Source organism: Rheinheimera sp. UJ63, from assembly GCF_021568285.1.
GTDB lineage: Bacteria > Pseudomonadota > Gammaproteobacteria > Enterobacterales > Alteromonadaceae > Alishewanella > Alishewanella maricola.
This window is the reverse complement of sequence record NZ_JAKGTQ010000002.1, coordinates 1-19,676: the sequence shown is the minus strand read 5'-3', so window position 1 is coordinate 19,676 and position 19,676 is coordinate 1. Positions and strand designations below refer to the sequence as shown.

Sequence of the window (19,676 nt, the reverse complement as noted above, 5' to 3'; positions counted from 1 at the left end):
ACGGCAACCTGTTAATGCTCACGGGTTTTAAGGAATTTAATTTTCGGATAACGTTCAATAGCGAGGTTTAAGTTAACCATCGTGGGTGCGATATAAGTCAGGTTATCTCCGCCATCTAAGGCCAAGTTATTACTGGCTTTATTCTGGAACTCTTGCAGTGTTTTAGCATCATCACAGTAAACCCAGCGCGCGGTACTCACATTCACACTCTCGTACAGCGCGTCAACGTTGTACTCTGATTTTAAGCGATGCACGACCACATCAAACTGCAGCACCCCGACAGCACCCACAATCAAGTCATTATTATCAAGCGGACGGAACACTTGCACAGCGCCCTCTTCCGCTAACTGAACTAAGCCTTTTAACAACTGCTTTTGTTTCAATGGATCACGTAAGCGAATACGGCGAAATAACTCCGGTGCAAAATTCGGGATACCGCTAAATTGCATATTTTCACCGGTGGTGAAGGTGTCACCAATTTTGATGGTGCCATGGTTATGCAAACCGATAATATCGCCTGGGTAAGCTTCTTCTAAATGCTCGCGATCACCGGCTAAAAAGGTTAACGCTTGCGGGATCAAAACGTCTTTACCAATACGTACATGACGCACTTTCATGCCTTTTTCATACTTACCTGACACGATACGCATAAACGCGACACGGTCTCGATGCTTCGGATCCATGTTAGCTTGAATTTTAAAAACGAAGCCGCTAAAGCCGGTTTCCGTAGCTTGTACTGTACGCGTGTCTGTCGCTCGGGGTTGCGGCGTAGGCGCCCACTCGGTCAAGCCATCCAGCATATGATCCACACCGAAGTTACCCAGAGCCGTACCAAAGAACACCGGCGTCAGTTCGCCTTTTAAAAACAAATCTTGATCAAACTCGTTACTCGCACCTTGCACCAACTCCATTTCATCGCGCAGTTGCTGTGCATAATAGCCAAGCCGTTTATCCAGTTCAGGATTGTTGAGGCCTTTGATCACGTCAACGTCTTGAATAGTGTGCCCGAGGCCCGACTTATAAAAAATGACCTCGTCGCGTAAAATGTGATACACGCCTTTAAATTCTTTACCTGAGGCAATCGGCCAGGTGATTGGTGCACAAGCAATCTTTAAAACGCTTTCAACTTCATCCAATAAATCAATTGGATCGCGAATATCCCGATCCATTTTGTTCATAAAAGTGACGATCGGCGTATCGCGCAAGCGTGTCACTTCCATCAGTTTGATGGTGCGATCTTCAACCCCTTTAGCACCATCAATGACCATTAAACAGGAATCGACGGCGGTTAAGGTACGATAGGTATCTTCGGAGAAATCTTCGTGACCCGGCGTGTCTAGCAGGTTGACCAAACAATCATGATAAGGAAACTGCATGACGGAAGTTGTCACGGAAATACCGCGCTCTTTTTCCATCTCCATCCAGTCTGAAGTAGCAAACTGGCCCGATTTTTTACCTTTAACAGTACCGGCTTTTTGGATCAAGTGTCCGAACAACAACACTTTTTCAGTGATCGTCGTTTTACCGGCATCGGGGTGAGATATGATTGCAAAAGTTCTTCTAGAATTGATTTCGTTAAGAAAGTTTTGGTCTGCCATTAATAAAGTCTTTTCATTTCTGCATGGATTTCGACAAATAATTGCAGAGCCCGCAGTAGAGCCCTTCGTTTGCTAGATCCATTATGTTTAACATCATTGGTGGCTATTTTCGCTGATCCTGACGCTTTAAACAATCAATGCTTTTCATCAAGGGGTCAGGTAAGGCTAAACAGGCGCTGCAACCTGCAAAAAAACGAAAACGTTGCCCATGAAAGAAAACAAGCACTCGGCTTTATTGCCACAGCTTTTAATAAACAAAATCAGGCATAATAAGGCTTGCAGCTTTGTGAATGGGTGGCTAACTGTTAAGATAAAGCATGTGTTATTTTGCGGATAAATGCTGTGCTGTGGATCCCTTTTGCTCTGTTGGCCGCATTAATGCAAGCCTGTCGCAATGCCTTTCAAAAACAACTGAGTAAAGACGTCAGTATTGCTGGTGTTACCATGGCGCGCTTTCTTTGGGCATCCCCGTTAGTGCTGGGTTATTTGGGCTTATTGTATTACTGGCAGCCTGCGGCCATTCCCGTTTTTAACGCCAATTTTTTCATGTTTATCAGTGGTGCGGCTTTAACGCAAATTATCGCCACCGTCTTTATGGTGACCTTATTTAAGCTACGCAATTATGCTATCGGTGCGGGCTTAGCCAAAAGCGAAGCGGTCATCGCGGCCTTACTGGGCGTAGCCTTTTTTAATGAATCACTTAGTGTGTTAGGTTGGGCTGGAGTGATGCTCGGCGCGATAGCCATTTTTTTACTCAGTGGTGCCAGTTTGCGACAATTTTCTTGGCCCGTGATGTTACTAGGGTTGGGCAGTGGTTTATCGTTTTCGTTAGGCTCGTTGTGGGTACGTCAAGCCAGCTTGCAAATGGGCCTACCCTTTTTGCACGGTGCTGCCTGGGTACTGGCTGCGGTGATTTTGCTACAAAGTGCCATCATGTTTAGCTATTTACTGCTGCGCGAACCGGCAACCTTAGGCGTGTTATGGCAACGCCCAAAACTGACATTGCTGGTTAGTTTTAGCAGTTTTTTCGGCTCTTTGGGCTGGTTTACCGCCTTTAGTTTAGAATCAGTGGCGCTGGTAAAAACATTAGGACAGGTAGAGGTATTGTTTATGCTGCTGATTTCGAGCTTGTTTTTTAAAGAAAAACTGCGCATTAGTGATCACAGTGGTTTAGTGCTGATTTTGATTGCTGCTGTTGCAGTGATTTGGGCTTAAACCAGCACACCGCAACAGCATCCGTATTGCCATTACTCGCCGCGCATAAAACGGGGGATCCGCTTTTCATAAGCGCTGATCGCATCTTGCACCGTTAAGGTTAACCCGATCCGATCTAACCCAAGCAGTAAGTTTTGTTTCACCAGCGGCTCAATTGAAAAACCGATGCCAATAGCCGCTACCGTGAGTAATTCTCGCTCAAGATCGATATGAAACAAGCTATCCGGTTTAGTCGCAATGATGTCACTGAGTTTTTTGATCTGCTCTGCCGGCAAGGTAATTAATAACATCTGATTATTTACACAATTGGCGTAAAAGATGTCGGCAAAACTTTCAGCAATGATCACTTTAAAACCATAATCGGCCAATGCCCATGGAGCATGCTCTCGGCTAGAACCACAGCCGAAATTAGCACCACTTAGTAAAATCTCAGCACCTTGATGCTCAGGTTTATTGAGCACAAAGTCAGGATTTAACACAGCTTCCTTATCGTCTAAATAACGCCAATCATGAAATAAATGTTGACCAAACCCGATACGGTCAATCGCATTTAAAAATTGCTTAGGTAACAATTGATCGGTATCGATATTGTCTTGTAATAAGCTAACAGCTTGCGCCGACAGCGAAGTAAAACCGCGCATATGCCTGTGCTCCTATAAAGTACGAACGTCACATAAAGTGCCGGTTAGTGCCGATGCCGCTGCAGTAGCAGGGCTAACTAAATGCGTAAAAGAGCCTCGGCCTTGCCGCCCCTCAAAGTTACGATTGCTAGTTGAAGCGCAGCGATCATGAGGCTGCAAAGTATCGTCATTCATGCCTAAACACATTGAGCAACCGGGAAGACGCCATTCAAAACCGGCGTTTAAAAAGATCTGATGTAAGCCCTCTGCTTCAGCTTGTTTTTTTACCGCCATCGAGCCCGGTACCACAATCGCTTTAACCGTTGACGCAACCCGTCCTTTTACGGCAATCGCGGCGGCTTCGCGTAAATCTTCAATTCGGCTGTTGGTACAAGAGCCAATAAACACGTGTGAAATAGCAATATCGCCAGCACGCATGCCTTGCTTAAGCCCAACATAATGAAGCGCATTGCTCGCTGCTGCACGTTGTTTTGCATCGCTAAAGCTGGCCGGATCAGGTACAGCACCGTCTATGGCCATAACTTGACCAGGATTTGTGCCCCAAGTCACCTGCGGGGCTAAAGCGGCAACATCTATGCGAATCGTTTTATCAAAGTGGGCATCCGCGTCACTGTAAAGCGTTTGCCAGTAGTCGAGTGCTTGTTGCCAAGCGTCACCTTTTGGGGCAAAGGGCTTATCACGCAAGTAATCAAAAGTCACTTGATCCGGAGCCATCATGCCGGCCTTAGCGCCAGCTTCAATACTCATATTACAAATGGTCATACGCGCCGCCATCGATAAATGCTGCAAAGTATCACCCGCATACTCAATAACATAGCCCGTCGCGCCAGCACTGGTTAATTTCGCAATCACCGCTAAGATAATATCTTTGGCCGACACGCCTGCAGCTAACCTACCGCTTAGCTCTACACGTAAATTTTTAGCCTTAGATTGCCGTAAAGTTTGTGTCGCAAAAACATGTTCCACATCAGAGGTACCAATACCAAAAGCTAAAGTACCCAAGGCACCGTGGGTTGCGGTATGTGAGTCGCCACACACTACCGTCATCCCGGGCCAAATTAGCCCCTGCTCTGGCCCCATCACGTGCACAATACCTTGGCGACTGTCTCCGACAGGGAAAAGCATAATATTGTTATCATTGCAGTTTTTAACCAAGGTTTTTAACTGCAACGCATTTTGTGGGCCACAAGCATCAATATCAAATGAACGAGTAGAAATGCTATGGTCCATCGTCGCGATGGTTTTTTCTGGACAACGTACTCTACGGCCGTGTTGCCGCAGCCCAGCAAAAGCCTGCGGGGAAGTCACTTCATGCGCTAAATGTCGATCAATATAAAGCAAGCCATCGCCATCGATCTCGGTTACTAGATGTGCATCCCATAATTTGTCGTAAAGGGTTTTTGCCATGCTTACCTCAGGTGTTAAAGATGACTTATTATTTCAGCGCTGCGAGTCGCGTCAGCGCTTGCGGCAATGCCACCACTTCGGCGTACTTCGCTGCCATATCGTGCAAATTCGCTGCGTGAGCTTGCAAGTTACGCTCACCACAAGTTTCAGGAATCACCCATGCAGGGAAGTTGTATTGCAAGGCATCTACCACAGTGGCACGCACACAACCGCTGGTGGTTAAGCCACCAATCACCACGGAATCGACTGCCGCTGCGGCAAGTAACTCAGCTAAACCAGTATTAAAAAAAGCACTTGGCACCGTTTTCTCTACAATGACTTCATGTGGCTGCACCGCCAAACGCTGATCGATTTGCACCCAATGCGTATCAGGTCGCAACATATTCAGAACCGGCAGATGCTGGCGAAACACGCTAGAGGTATGCTCGTCATGATAAACCACCGTCGAGAAATAAATTGGCCAACCACGCTGCCGAAAGCAAGCGGCCAATTGCGCCATCGCGTCAACTTGACTATCAAAGGCCCCACCGAGGGGGCTCTCAACAGAGGTAAAACCATAACTCATGTCGACGACGATAAGTGCCGGACGATGCCCGAAGGGCACCGTCCCCGTCGCAAGATCACCGGGCTGCAGCATTAAGATGACGCCGTTCTAAATTTAGGCGTAACCGGCGCGGGCAGATGTGTTTCGGCTTCACATCGTGCTTTGATTTCTTCAATGGTACCGCCAAAATTAAACAACTCAGGCTTGCCGCGTGCAGTGCTTAGCGTTTGGCGTAACGCTGTCGTGGCCGCTTGATCAACCGCATCATCCACAATAACTACGCCATAACGGCGTGCGCCTTCAGCAGTAACCAGACCGCAGTGCACATCTTGCAACACCAAAGCCGGATCGCGCTTGAATGGATCTCCCCAGCCGCCACCGCCCCAAGTATCGAAATACAATAAGTCACCTTTTTTCACTTCGATATCGTCACACTTGGCTGGCAAGTAAGTTTCTGTGCCATCAGCTCTGACTAAACGCTTAGTCGAACGTTGTCCTGGCTCACCGCCACTGACACCCCATGGATAGGTTAACCAACGATCATCATGGATAGCGATAGTGCCATCACACAAGAAACGATAGGCCACACTTAAACCGTTGCCACCGCGGTGCATACCGGCACCACCTGAGTCGGCGATAGTTTCATAGCGTTCAACTCTTAAGGGAAAGTAGGCTTCGATAAATTCATTAGGCACGTTGGTAAAGCCTGGCCACAGTGAATGGCCATCTGGCCCATCCCCCACCGGACGCCCCGGAATTCCGCCGAAACCGATTTGGAATAACTGAAACCATTCACCTTTATCGTCATAGCCTGAATAGAATAAATGTGGCGAATCAGAAAAACCGGCTGCGTTCATCGCGTCAGGCGCACTTTGGCCGAGTAAACCGCCCATCACATCAAAGATCCGACCTAAAGCATGCGTACGCCCCGATAATGCCGCCGGAAAGTTCGGTTTTAATAAGCTGCCTTGTGGAATAAATACATCAACTAAATCATAAAAGCCGTCGTTGAACAGAATTTGTGGATCGACTAAGTTAATGGTGAAAGAACCAAAGAACATCTTGAACATGTCTTCGTTTAAATAAAAGTTAATCGAGCTAGCCGCTTGTGGATCGGTGCCGGTAAAATCAAAAAAAGCTCTGCCGTTCTCACGCCACATTTTACAGCGGATTTTATAAGGCCCCATGCCCACACCGTCATCACAGAGGTAATCTTCAAATACCCGCGGCTCTTCTGGCACGATCATATTGATGATCGCTTGCATCGCGATATGATTACGCTCCAGCATAATTTCCATGGTGGAGTAAAACACATCATCACCAAAACGCTCGGCGATATCTTTACAACGCCGCGCGGCAGTATTACAGGCAGCAACCAGCGCGTTTAAGTCAAAGCGGTTCCACTGTGGCGTGCGCACATTATGTAAAATCAGCTCTAACACATCTTTTTGCAGCTCGCCTTTTTTATACAGCTTGGTTGGCGGAATACGAATACCTTCTTGAAAGATACTATGCGCTTTGATGGGGATCGAACCCGGCACCATACCGCCGTTATCCGACATATGCCCAAACATCGCTGACCAGGCAATGTGTCGACCGTCTTTGAAGATCGGCACCAACACAATCCAATCAGGTAAATGCGACACCGCCGCATTAGTCATATAAGGGTCATTAGTTAAAATCACGTCGCCTTCTTCCAACTCACCTTTAAAGGCCTGCATAAAACCGTGGATAAAGGAGCCAAACTGCCCTACCACCATTTTGCCGTCTTTGTTAGCGATCATCGGAAAGCAGTCACCCTGCTCACGAATACCTGGGCTCATCGCGGTGCGAAATAACACGGTGTCCATTTCTTCGCGGGCATTTTTCAGCGCATTTTCAATAATATCAACCGTTACCGTATCAATGTCGACGCGCTGTAACGGGGTATGATTCGTTTGTTTAATTTTGTTATTCATCATGAGCTCCTAAGCGGGATTGATCAGCAAATTGCCGACATGGTCAACACTGGCGCGATACCCCGGTAATACCACCGTGGTCGAATCCATTTCACAAACAATCGCTGGGCCATCAACCACGAGTTGGCTATGCAGTTTTTCGCGAGCGTATATCGGTGTCGGGTGATAGCGACCTTCAAAATAGATTTCGCTGTCAGTGATTTTACAATCCGCTAAGCTCGCATCAGGTGAACCTGCTTTACGCACCGGTACCCGCTTGTTTTTCGCGGTCGCAACCGCTCGGATCATCACGACCTCATGGCCATCTTCTAAGGCAAAGGTAAATAACTGCGTATGCTCGGCATCGAATTGCGATTTTAATAATGCCGTGCCGTGTTGTGCTAACTGCGCTTCGGTAAACTCAATTGACAACTGGAATGCTTGGCCGGTGTAGCGCACATCGGCTTGATAAGTCAGCGTAATCGCCTCACTGTCTAAGCCGTCTTGTTGCAAGGTGGCTTTAGCACGGCTGGCTAAATCTTGCAGATCCGCCTTAAATTGCGCTTCGTCAACATTTTTAAGTAAGGTTACGTAGGTACGAGAGGCTTCATCTCGCACTTGCGTGGTGGCATCACCATAGGCACATAACACACCTGGCCCGGGTGGAATAATCGTTGGCCAAGCTTGGCTTAAGATACCCAAGGCATTGGCATGTAGCGGGCCTGCACCACCAAAACCGACCAATGCAAAATCACGCGGATCGAAACCTTGCTCAACGGAGACTAAGCGCAGCGCGCCAAACATGGCCTCGTTGACGATCTTCACAATACCTTCTGCCGCCTCTTCAACCGTTAAGCCCATGGCATCTGCCACTTTTTTCACGGCTGCTACGGCAGCAGCTTTATTGATCGCCATTTTACCGCCCAGTTGCACATCAGCAGGTAAATAACCGAGTACCACATTAGCGTCACACACTGTAGGCTCTTCGCCGCCTTTCATATAGGCCGCAGGGCCTGGCACCGCACCTGCAGATTCAGGACCTACCCGTAACGCTTTGGTCAGCTCGGGTACAAAGGCCAGTGAACCGCCACCGGCACCCACGGTACGAATATCGATAGAGGGTGCTCTGACCGTGACATCACCCACCCGTGTTTCACGACGGATCCGTGCTTTCGCGTCTTGGATCAGCGCCACATCGGTGGATGTCCCGCCCATATCAAAGGTAAGAATGTTGTTATGACCCGCTTCTTTACAAAAGTGGATCGCGCCAGCCACACCGCCCGCAGGGCCAGACATTAACAGGTTTACCGGGTTATCGGCTGCCGCTCGTGCAGACGCCAAACCGCCATCTGAGCGCAGAATAGACAAATGCACATCGGCGCCCATTTTATCCACGAGCGCCTGCTGTAAATTATCAACATAACGCGCGACTTCAGGACGGACATAGCTGTTTACAACCGTAGTTTGCGTGCGCTCATATTCCTGCATTTCTGGCACAATATCCGATGAAATAGAAATCGGCATATCGGGGAATATTTCCGCGGCAATTTGTTTCGCTTGCCGTTCATGCTCACCGTTAACATAAGAGTTAATAAAACAAATGGTCAGCGCCGCAAAACCGCCGCGTTTTTTCAGTTGTTGTAACGACGCGCGAAACGCATCAACGTGCAAGGGGCTAACAATCGAACCATCAGCACCAATGCGCTCATCCGCTTCAATCGTCAACTCCAGTGGCGCGAGCAATGGCTTTTTAATGTAACTGACCCAACCGCCTAAGCCACCTGGGCAAAACGAGCGGGCGACTTGCAAGACCTGTTTGTAACCTTTAGTGGTCACCAAGGCGACCTTTGAACCTTTACCGGTTAAGACCGCATTGGTTGCCACGGTAGTACCGTGCATTACTCGGGAAATCTTTGATACATCAACACCGGATTCTTCACAGATCCGCGCGATACCATTTAACACCCCGATGGAAGAATCTTGCGGCGTTGAGGGGACTTTTGCCGTAAAGGTTTCACCGGTATCTTCGTTGATTAACAGTAAGTCGGTGAACGTACCGCCTACATCTACACCTAATCGATAACTCATTGTTCCTCCCACAGCGCCGCTAACCGCGTGCATATTGTTGTTGTTCTAGCCAGTATTTTGCCTTGCCGCCTTTGGCGGTTCCGGTCAGCGCGATAGCTAAATCAGCTGCGGCTAACAGTGCAGGCATCTCAATTCCTGTTGCATAACCCATTTGTGACAACATCATCACCACATCTTCCGTAGCCACATTACCGCTGGCACCTGGTGCAAACGGGCAGCCACCTAAACCGGCGATCGAGCTGTCAAAATGCCGAATGCCGGTTTGTAACGCGGCATAAACATTGGCCAGCCCCATGGCGCGCGTATCGTGAAAATGACAAGACAGCTTGTCAGCACCAAAAGCACTGACTAATTTTGTCATCACGCTAAATGCCGCCTCAGGATTGGCTGCGCCAATGGTGTCGGCAATCACACAGCGAGCCGCACCGGCGCTGAGTAATTGATCACAAAGGTCCAGCACCGCATCTTCTTCTACGGCGCCCTCAAACGGACACCCCCATGCCGTAGCGACATAAGCCTGTACCGCTTGTTGATCTTGTTTCGCTTGTTGTAATACGTCGCGACTCACATCAAGAATGGCTGCAGTATTCATTCGAATATTTTTTTCATTCATGGTGTTAGATGCCGCAAGCACCAACGACATCATCGGGATCCCTAAGGCGTGACCATTGTCATAGCCGCGCCGATTGGGAATTAACGCCGAAAAGTCACAGTTAGCCGATGGTAACTGGCTAATGATGCTATCGGTGCCAGCCATAGCGGGTACGGCTTTGGGTGAGACTAAGGCACCCACTTCAATCGCGGGTACTTTAGCGTCGAGTAAGGCGTTGATAAGCTGTAAGCGCTGCTCCACAGTTAAATGCTTAGCTTGATTTTGTAAGCCATCTCGAGGGCCAACATCGTTGATCGTGACGTGTTTGTTTGACATCAGCAGATCACCTTAGCCGCACGTAATGCGTCGATTTGTGCTTCGGAATACCCCAGCAAGCGAGTCAGTACCGAATGAGTATGCTCACCTAAGGCTGGGGCGGCTGAGAAAGACTCTTCGCCGGTGCGCGAAAACTTAATTGGGTTACCCGGCCCTTTAGTGGTTTTGCCATCAGCCGTTTTCAGCTCCACCACCATATTGCGGAATAACACCTGTTCATCGCTCAATGCTTGCGAGAACTTATTAACGGGCGCACAAGGAATACGTGCCGCCATCAATTTATCTAACCAAAATTGGGCGGGTTGCGTCGCTAATAACTGATTTAGTTGGCTATTAATGAAATCCTGTGCCGCCCAGCGGCCGGGTTGAGTATCAAACTCCGGCTTATCCAGTTCAGGGATCTGCACCACCCCTTTTAGGTTCTGCCAGAAGTTATCCGTGATCACGGCGATGACAATAAAACCGTCTGCTACTTTAAAGGTGTTATAAGGCACATGCACAAAGTGTGAATTACCAATTGGGTAAGGATCTTTACCCGAAAGGAAGTACATGGTGGCCATATAATTAAGCATCGATATTTGGCAATCGAGCATTGAAATATCAACATCTTGCCCGATACCACTGCGTTCACGCTCCAGTAAAGCCGATTGAATACCCATCACGGCGAACATACCGCCACCAAGATCACCAATCGGAATACCGGCTCGCACAGGGTGACTCGGATCAGCGCCAGTGATCGACATACCACCGCCCGTCGCTTGCGCAACTTGATCAAAAGCCGGTCGTTGATAATTCGGCCCGGCGTTGCCAAAGCCAGTGATCGAGCAGGTAATAATGCGTGGGTTTACCGCTTTTAAATGTTCGTAATCAATACCTAAGCGTTTTGGTACACCCGCGCCAAAGTTATTTAAAACAACATCGGCTTCTTTGACTAAATCGTAAAATACTTGCAGACCTTGCGCTGATTTTAAGTCGATACAGACACTTTCTTTGTTGCGATTAAGCGTTAAGAAATAAGCCCCCATGCCACTAAGCGAGTTTTCGGGATCGTTGGCTAATAATTTGCGCGTGCCTTCCCCCTGTAACGGCTCTACCTTAATGGTATCGGCGCCCAAATCCGCTAATATCATGCCGCAGTAAGGACCTGACAGCATGTGCGTCAGGTCAATAATGCGGATCCCTGCTAACGGTTTATTTTTCATACTACAACCTTGTCTAAATTAAGCCTGAACCACTTTAGAAGCGGTAAGAAATATCCATACCATAGGCACGCAATGCTGACGGATGTAAGAAAGAACCACCGAACTCTGGTGCTGGGATCACCTCTTGCAGGTATTTTTCATCGGTTAAATTGGTTGCCCAAACCGCTAAATTCCAGTTACCCGTATCAAAGCTCACTCGCGCATTAATCGTGCTGTAAGCATCTCGAGTTGCATTGCTAAAGTTCTGTGGATGCGGTCCTGGTGGTACGCCACCGCCTAAGGTGCCAAAGAAATCCCAAATGGTGGGGGTTTGCTCACCCTGTAAGGTATGGAAATAGGTTTTACCCACATATTGATAATCTAAACGGGTCGTCATTAACACATCGCGGGTTAATTCATATTCCCATAACATGCCTAAAGTGGCCGATTGCTCCGGTGTTTGCGGTGCAACATTACCGACGGTGACCGGACGATTACGGTTTTCTTTAATTTCTGAATCAATTAACCCAACACCGCCGAATAAAGTGATGTCATCCGTCATCCGATAATTCACATCGAACTCAACACCACGAATGGAAAGTTCATCAATGGTGGTGACCGCACGCAGTAAGCCAAAAGGCCCTGCGAAAAATTCAAAGAACTGGTTATCATCCACGGTGGTATCAAATACCGCAGCGTTAATTTTTAAACGACGATCCAGCCAGCTCGATTTCATCCCCAGCTCTAAAGAGGTAGTCACCTCTTTGTCGTATTCATCACTGACCAGTAATTGCGCATCTACCGCATCACCCGGCGTGCCTAAACCCGAGGCGTTGAACCAAAAATCTAAGGTTGCTTGCGTACCAATAGAGTTAAAACCGCCACTGCGAAAACCAATGCCATAACTGGCATACCAATTCACGTTAGATGATGCTTCATAGGCTAAAGTCACTTTAGGCTGCCACTGGCTAAAGGAACGGCTGCGATCCGGAATACCGGTTGGATTGACATTAAAGGCCGGGTTAATTGGGCCTACCACACCGTTGACATAGGTATTCACGTTTAAACCGGACGCACTGACATTCGGGACATTATTCGACACATCACGGGCTTCATGATCGTAACGTAGGGCTAACGCCAGCTCCCATTTATCAGTCAGATCATATTCAACCTGACCAAAAGCAGACAAGACAGAGGTATCAAAGGTGTCATCGAATAACAGATCGGTCGGGTTTGGCCCTGTTGGCGCGACATAGGCTTGGCGTAAAAAGCCATTACCGGTATCCGCGCCATAAGCCACAACAACATCACGATTAATCTCGGCGAAATACACCCCGGCGATCCAACGTAAACTGGCTTCATTATCAATAGACGAGAAACGTAATTCGCCGCTGAAATCGCTTTGGCTGCGCTCTTGGAACTGATAACCATCACAAGAGGTGGGCGTATAAGGCCCATACACCCCAACAAAATCGACACCAGCTGGAAATACGCCAAACGGAGCAAAGAATGGGCCGAATAAATCGGTACGATCGGCACCGCCTAAGGCTGCAGGCGCATTATTTAACGTTTGCCGATCTAACTGACAGCCTGGTGTCACTTCATAACCATAAAATGAGGCACTGGTGCCATCGCTGAGTAAATATTCTTCTAGATCGTTATAAGCGACAATTGCTGTCACATCGGCCCAATCCAAGCTCCAATCGGCTTTAACAGAAAATTCGGTAGTTTGTTGTTTATTTTCACCCGGTACGTTAAAAGCAAAAATAAAATCCTGCTCGTTAACGTCTTTAAAATAAGCGGGTTGGGCGAAGGCTTGTTCAAAACTGGGTAAAGCAAAAGCCGCATTGAAATTGATGGCTCCCCCTTTTACTTCGCTGTAGGCGGCGCGCATATCCAATTTAACCATTTCAAAACCGTCATACACTAAACGGCCTCGAACCGAGGTGTCTTCCAAAAAGTCGACCGATTTAGCACCGGTAAAGTCATTACGGTAAAAGCCATCAGTTGAGCTGTGGCTTACCACCATCCGGCCAAATAAATCTTCGCCTAAAGCGCCGGTTAGCATGCCATTGATTTTTTGGGTGCCATTATTGCCCACCCCTACTTCCATTTTCCCTTCTGTAAGATCAGAGGGGCGCTTGGTGGTCACTAAGATAGCGCCTGCCACCGCGTTACGGCCATACAATGCACCTTGTGGGCCTTTTAATACTTCGATTTGTGCCACATCAAGTAAGGATTCATTGAAGCTATTTGGGTTAGTTTGTAATACCCCATCCACCACATAAGCGAAGGTTGACTCAGCATCGCGCGTTGAAATAATGCCGCGAATATTCACTTGGGTATCACCAACGTTGGCAGAATCAACAATACTGACGTTGGGGATTAACGAGATGAAATCACTGGTACGGTTGATACCGGCAGATTGGATATCGCGCTCAGATAAGGCGGTAGTAGCAATAGGAACTTGTTGAATACTCTCAGGTCGTTTCCTGGAAATACTGATCACTTCAATATTGTCTTCTGCGGCGGAGCTTTGTTGTACCGCTGCCGCCTCTTGCGCATTCACTAACGCTGAATTAGCAGAAACGGACAAGGCGAGCATAACACTAAGTGCGACTTTGGTAGTTCGTATTTCCATGAGTGACTCTCCTGGATTGTTTTAAGAATAATTAAACGCCTTTAACCTACGCCAGAGTGTGGTAGCACTGATGCCAAGGTATGCAGCGGTCTGTTTTTTGTTACCATTAAAACGCTGCAACGCAGCGCGAATCATGTCGTCTTCCGTGTGTTTAATTAAGCCATAGCTATCAACAGCCGGTTCCGCTGCGGTAAATAACTCATTAGCAATCTGGGGCATGGCTGAGGCTAAACCGTCTAAACTGTTTCGGCTATGCAACCAAGCAACCGCCCGCTCTAACACATTTTCAAGTTCTCGAATGTTGCCGGGCCAGGTGTATCCGCAAAGCAACTGTGCAATGAAAGGCAAAATTTGTGCTGCAGAAAAAGCCAAACCATACTGCTGAGCCAAGTTAGCCAGCTTAAATTCAGCGATTAATAGAATGTCGTCATGACGATCGCGCAGCGGCGGCACATCAATGTTGAACACATTTAAACGGAAATAGAGATCTTCACGAAAGGTCCCAGCTTCGACCATTTGCTTTAAAGGGCGATTGGACGCAGCGACCAGTTTTAGCGAGATATCTCGCTCTTGGTTACCGCCCAGTGGCCGGTATCGACGCTCTTGCATAAAGCGCAGTAATTTGGCTTGTTGCTCTAGTGATAACTCACTAATTTCATCTAAAAACAATAAGCCTCGGTCTGCTTCTTCAATTAAACCTTTGCGCCCACCACGTCGAGAGCCGGTATAAGCACCATCCTGATAACCAAACAGCTCACCTTCAAATAATTCGGAGGGTATGGCGCTGCAGTTCAACGCAACAAACTGTCCTTGAGCAAAAGGGCTATGCTGATGGATGGCGCGGGCGATGAGTTCTTTACCGGTTCCCGACTCACCAAAAATCAATACATTACTCGGCGAATAAGCAAAGGCTTCGATCTGTGACATCACATTAACCATTTTCGCTGAGCGGTAGACCATCCGATGGCTTTCACGTAAAGCGGCAGGCTTTGCGTTGCTATCCGCTTTTTTCGGATAGAACTGATAGACATAACAATGACGGTTATTAATAAACACATCATCTTGGTGGTACCACCAATCACGTTGATTAATCGTGCATTCACCATCTGCAGAAGGGTCTTTCTCAACGGCGCTTAGCAACGGCAACAAATCGGTATGATAATCAGCACTTAATTGCAGCTGGGATTTTGCGGCTTGATTAAAGGTGACTCGTTCATCCACCGGATCAACCCAAATAATCGGTGTTTTTGATTGATTTAATAACCAATGTGTTAGCGCTTGCTGCTCACGCTGACGACGGTATTCTTCGCCTCGTTCGAGTGCTCGATTTAACGCCGCTTCACAAGAGCTCACCGAATAGAGAAAAAAAGAAGGGATCTTATGTTGCGCTGCCAAGCCACAGACCAAACTGGCACCAACAAACACCACGTCTGATTGGGCGCGAGCAATATGAAAATATTCTCTCGCTTCATCAGCCGTTCGGTAAATATGCTCGGTAATGTCAACATCAAGCGTTTTCGCTAACAAGGGAACCGATACCGATGGCTGAGCAAAATTAATCAGTACAATGTTTTTAGACACTTTAGCGGCTTTCGTTACCGCATTGACAATATCACGCTCGCTGGTTTGGATAGACTCAACAGGCAACACGAGTGCTGAGGCTAAATAGGCCGCGTTAGACCCTGCACTGACAATCACGTCAGGATTGAAATCATCGATATATTGCTGCACACCACTGAGACTACCGACAATTTCATCCACAATTTTAAATTGGGCACGCGCTAACGTCTTAGGAAAGATACTGCTCATCAACTGGCTAAATTCTTTGTAGCCAAAGATAAGGACCTTAATCGGATCTAAAGACGTAAAGCTTGATTTCACGTTTTGTATACCCACGGTTTGCTCCTTGAACGGCACTATCATCAACGCGCTGTCAGGGGCAATTAATAAAAGATACCTAAGACATTGCAGTAGTTGTGCCAAATTGATGAAAATTTAAACGCCCCCAGTACAGCTAAGGCGTGGCGGGAAGTGATTAACCTATTTCTTATTAAGCATAGCCAAATATTGACCGAATATTGATTTCAAACTGAAATGAATTGAAAAAAACATTTCAAATTGAAACGAAGTAAGGGTATGGCAGGAAATTTGACTAAAAAACTGAAGCGGTCAAGTGCGGTTGTACTGCGGGTTTAATCTGCAATTTCAATTAAACCGCCCACATAAACAGCAGGAATGGAATAAAACACGGTTATCTAATATTTATCTACTATACTTTAAAATGAAGCTTGCCTTAATTTACCTCTTGCTACACTTTGACAGGATATGTCGTCTTAATGCCAAAAAATATTATAACTAACCAACAAGAACCTACTGATAACATCATATTAGAGACGCATGAAAAATCGCCTCAAGATACCACGGTGTTAACTGTCGTCGGTATTGGTGCTAGCGCTGGCGGTTTAGAAGCTTTGCAGCAGCTTGTTTCACACCTGCCAAAAACCAGCGGTATGAGTTTTGTTCTAGCTCAACATTTATCGCCATCATATCGCAGCATGATGGTCGAGCTACTAGAGAAAACCTCAACCATCCCCATTGAAGAGCCGAAAAATAACGAGCATATTCGTCCGAATACACTCTATATCTGCCCTCCTAACTACAATATCGAAATTAGTACCAACGACACCATTATTTTGTCAGCCACCAACGTTATTCGACACTTACCGCGTCCTTCGGTGGATATGCTGTTTGAATCGATCGCCTTTGTAAAAGGTGAAATGGCCATCGGAATTATTTTATCAGGCACCGGCTCTGACGGCTCGCGGGGCATTGGTATTATTAAAGGAGAAGGCGGTTTCAGTATTGTACAAGATCCCAATACCGCCAAGTTTGATGGGATGCCTAAATCAGCGATCAATTCTGGGAACGTTGATATTATTTTAGCGCCAAAAGACATTGCCATTGAGCTGAGTAATATCGTTAAGTTCCCTCGCATCAAATCTTCCGACATGGAAAAAAACATTTCTAAAGAGCTGTATCACAGCATTTTGAAGAAGATCAGACGCCAGCACAAAGTGGATTTCAGCCTATACAAAGAGAAAACGATTATGCGCCGCATAGAGCGTCGTATGACAGCCTTAAAAATCACTAACTTTCAAAAATATCTCGAGCATTTAGACGAAGACCAAACCGAAATTAAAGTTCTGTTCAAAGATATGTTAATTGGCGTAACCTCATTCTTTCGTGATCCACGCGCATTCAATCAACTGAGTGATGAGCTAAAAACCTATATTAAGCATAAAGACAATAAAATTATCCGCATTTGGGTGACCGCTTGCTCCACCGGTGAAGAAGCGTACACTCTAGCCATTATTTTAAATGAGATCCTAGGCACAAATGCCGAACAATTCAAAATTCAAATCTTTGCTACCGACATTGATGAAACCGCCATTGATTTTGCTCGTAATGGTGTTTATCCAGAAAGCGCCTTACGCAAAATGCCAAAACAGCTTAGGCAAAAATACTTCACGGTAAACGGTGAGAACTTAGAAATTATAAAACCGATTAAATCTTTTTTGATTTTTTCTGTACACGATATTACCCAAGACCCGCCCTTTTTAAGATTAGATCTGATTTCATGCCGCAATCTATTAATTTATTTTAATATCGAATTACAACGCGCCATTATTCCGGTTTTCCATTATGCCCTAAACCCAAGAGGCTTATTATTTTTAGGCCAATCTGAGTCTATTGGCGTCTTTCAAGAAAAATTTTGCACCCTGTCACAATCTGGCAAGGTTTATGAAGCGGTATTCATGGATAAAAAAGTACCGCTGGCACGCAAAGCGCTGAAAAACATTCATAATGAAACGCATGCAGAGTCAACGCCTACTGCCCCAGAAATTCACAGTGAACTGTTGCAGGGAGATTTATTAGCCGCGTTAATTACCTCGCAATTAAAACAGATCGCCTTACCTAACGCTGTTTTAATAAATGAAAATATGGACATTATTTACAGTAGCGGCGTTAACCCATTATTAATTAGGCCCGAAGGCCCAACGAGTAATAATATCTATAAAAATCTTCACCCTGCGCTAACCATCGATTTGCGTTCAGCACTTTATCAATTGCAAAAAAGCTCATCGACTATCTTTAGTGCATTTCAACGCATTACTTTACAAGATGCGGTCCAGTGGGTCCGTTTTATTGTAATTGACATACCACAGCAGCCAAATATCGGTAAATTAATCTTAATTTTCTTTCAAGTAGAAGACCCACTCAATTTACCTATTGCCACATTAGAAAACACAGCAAACTTAGACTCTTTAGCTAAAGAGCAAGAACGTCAACTGCTCAAAGCCAAAGAGCAACTACAAACCGTGATTGAGGAGCTAGAAACCTCTAACGAAGAAATGCAGTCGATGAATGAAGAGTTGCAAAGTGCCAATGAAGAGCTACAAAGCGCTAACGAGGAACTAGAAACCACGAATGAAGAGTTACAATCAACTAATGAAGAACTGCAAAGCGCCTATGCCGAATTACGTATGGCTTATGACGACAAAGCTACACAAGAACAGCATCTCACCAAATTATCTGAGCAACTAGAACAAGCCAATCAAATTCTGGAAGATGCAGAACGTGTTGGCCGAACCGGTTCTTGGTCATGGGAGGTTGCGAGAAACGAACTGACTTGGAGTAAAGGCGCTTTTAGCTTATTTGGGTTAACTACAGACAGTTTTACCCCGTCTTACGATGCTTTTATTAACCTTGCACATCGCGATGATCGCTTAAAACTAGAGAACTACCTCAGCTCGGTTATGTCGGGTAAAAATGGAAAACCGTTTATTTATCGTGCTTTTACTAAAACCCGTAAAGCCATTTGGCTGTCACTTGAAACCAATGTTTCTTTTACTCATTTGAAGCAGGCCGAGAAAGTTATCGGTTCATTAACAGATATCACGGAGCGGGTAAAAATAGCCGCAAAACTAGAGGTGCATAAAAAAGAAACTGAATTATTACTCAACACCACGTTAAACGGGGTTTATATCTACAATTTCAAAAAGAATATGCATACTTATGTTAATCCGGCTTACAGCAAAATATTAGGTTACACATACGATGAAATGCTCGAGATGCAAGCAGCAGATTTCCAAACCTTGATCCACCCTGATGACATAACAAAATATAAATTGCACCTTGAGCAACTCAAAAAAGGCCGGATTGGCTCGCCTATTTCGATCCAATACAGAATAAAACCAAAAGAAACATCAGATTATATCCAAGTTAATTCAAATGATATGTTATATGAAAATGACTTACTAAACGGCAATCCAACGTCAATGATTGGTTCTTTTTTTAAAAATACAGAACAACTGCATGTTTCGGATGAATCCGAACACTGATTTCGGTTCAATCCGATCACTCATTTCGGTTTAATCCGATCGCTTGTTTCGGTTTTATCCGATCACTTTTAGCCCTTTTCCGAAATAGCTGTTC

The 19,676-nt window shown here is 46.2% G+C and carries 12 protein-coding genes; 2 read left to right on the top strand and 10 right to left on the bottom strand.

The annotated features are described in order from the left end of the window. Positions 1 to 11 precede the first annotated feature (11 nt). Entirely contained in the window at positions 12 to 1,598 is a 1,587-nt protein-coding gene (prfC, locus tag L1N97_RS06175) for a peptide chain release factor 3 (protein ID WP_226751997.1), read from the bottom strand. Positions 1,599 to 1,940: 342 nt separating this feature from the next. On the opposite strand from prfC, the gene L1N97_RS06170 reads away from it, so the two are divergent. Further along, the gene (locus tag L1N97_RS06170) at positions 1,941 to 2,813 is read left to right on the top strand and encodes a DMT family transporter (protein ID WP_236129188.1); all 873 of its coding nucleotides are present in this window, start codon (positions 1,941 to 1,943) and stop codon (positions 2,811 to 2,813) included. A 32-nt stretch (positions 2,814 to 2,845) separates the two neighbouring features. On the opposite strand, the gene leuD is transcribed toward L1N97_RS06170, so the two are convergent. The 9 genes from leuD to L1N97_RS06125 are packed head-to-tail and all read right to left on the bottom strand — an operon-like array spanning position 2,846 to position 16,076. After that, positions 2,846 to 3,454, bottom strand: coding sequence for a 3-isopropylmalate dehydratase small subunit (gene leuD, locus L1N97_RS06165; RefSeq protein ID WP_236129187.1), 609 nt, complete (start codon positions 3,452 to 3,454; stop codon positions 2,846 to 2,848). Positions 3,455 to 3,466: 12 nt separating this feature from the next. Beyond that, positions 3,467 to 4,861, bottom strand: a complete 1,395-nt coding sequence (leuC, locus tag L1N97_RS06160) for a 3-isopropylmalate dehydratase large subunit (protein WP_236129186.1) — start codon at positions 4,859 to 4,861, stop codon at positions 3,467 to 3,469. Between the two features lie 28 nt (positions 4,862 to 4,889). Next, positions 4,890 to 5,498, bottom strand: coding sequence for an isochorismatase family protein (locus L1N97_RS06155; RefSeq protein WP_236129185.1), 609 nt, complete (start codon positions 5,496 to 5,498; stop codon positions 4,890 to 4,892). Continuing rightward, positions 5,498 to 7,363, bottom strand: coding sequence for a hydantoinase B/oxoprolinase family protein (locus L1N97_RS06150; RefSeq protein WP_236129184.1), 1,866 nt, complete (start codon positions 7,361 to 7,363; stop codon positions 5,498 to 5,500). The genes L1N97_RS06155 and L1N97_RS06150 overlap by 1 nt, the downstream gene beginning before the upstream one ends. Positions 7,364 to 7,372: 9 nt before the next feature. After that, positions 7,373 to 9,430 carry a hydantoinase/oxoprolinase family protein gene (locus L1N97_RS06145; protein ID WP_236129183.1) on the bottom strand — a complete coding sequence of 686 codons (2,058 nt, stop codon included), beginning with the start codon at positions 9,428 to 9,430 and terminating at the stop codon, positions 7,373 to 7,375. Between the two features lie 19 nt (positions 9,431 to 9,449). Beyond that, on the bottom strand, positions 9,450 to 10,358 hold the full coding sequence (locus tag L1N97_RS06140; RefSeq protein WP_236129182.1) for a hydroxymethylglutaryl-CoA lyase: 909 nt from the start codon (positions 10,356 to 10,358) through the stop codon (positions 9,450 to 9,452). Continuing rightward, positions 10,358 to 11,560: a CaiB/BaiF CoA transferase family protein gene (locus L1N97_RS06135; RefSeq protein WP_236129181.1), complete on the bottom strand. Its 1,203-nt coding sequence runs from the start codon at positions 11,558 to 11,560 to the stop codon at positions 10,358 to 10,360. Before L1N97_RS06135 ends, L1N97_RS06140 begins: the two co-directional genes overlap by 1 nt. Before the next feature lie 34 nt (positions 11,561 to 11,594). Beyond that, positions 11,595 to 14,180, bottom strand: a complete 2,586-nt coding sequence (locus L1N97_RS06130; protein ID WP_236129180.1) for a TonB-dependent receptor — start codon at positions 14,178 to 14,180, stop codon at positions 11,595 to 11,597. Between the two features lie 21 nt (positions 14,181 to 14,201). After that, positions 14,202 to 16,076 (bottom strand): sigma 54-interacting transcriptional regulator, encoded by a 1,875-nt coding sequence (locus L1N97_RS06125; RefSeq protein ID WP_236129179.1) that lies wholly within the window; start codon positions 16,074 to 16,076, stop codon positions 14,202 to 14,204. A 440-nt stretch (positions 16,077 to 16,516) separates the two neighbouring features. Here L1N97_RS06125 and L1N97_RS06120 point away from each other — a divergent pair, with 440 nt between their 5' ends. Then, positions 16,517 to 19,582, top strand: coding sequence for a chemotaxis protein CheB (locus L1N97_RS06120; protein ID WP_236129178.1), 3,066 nt, complete (start codon positions 16,517 to 16,519; stop codon positions 19,580 to 19,582). The last annotated feature ends 94 nt before the right edge of the window (positions 19,583 to 19,676 follow it).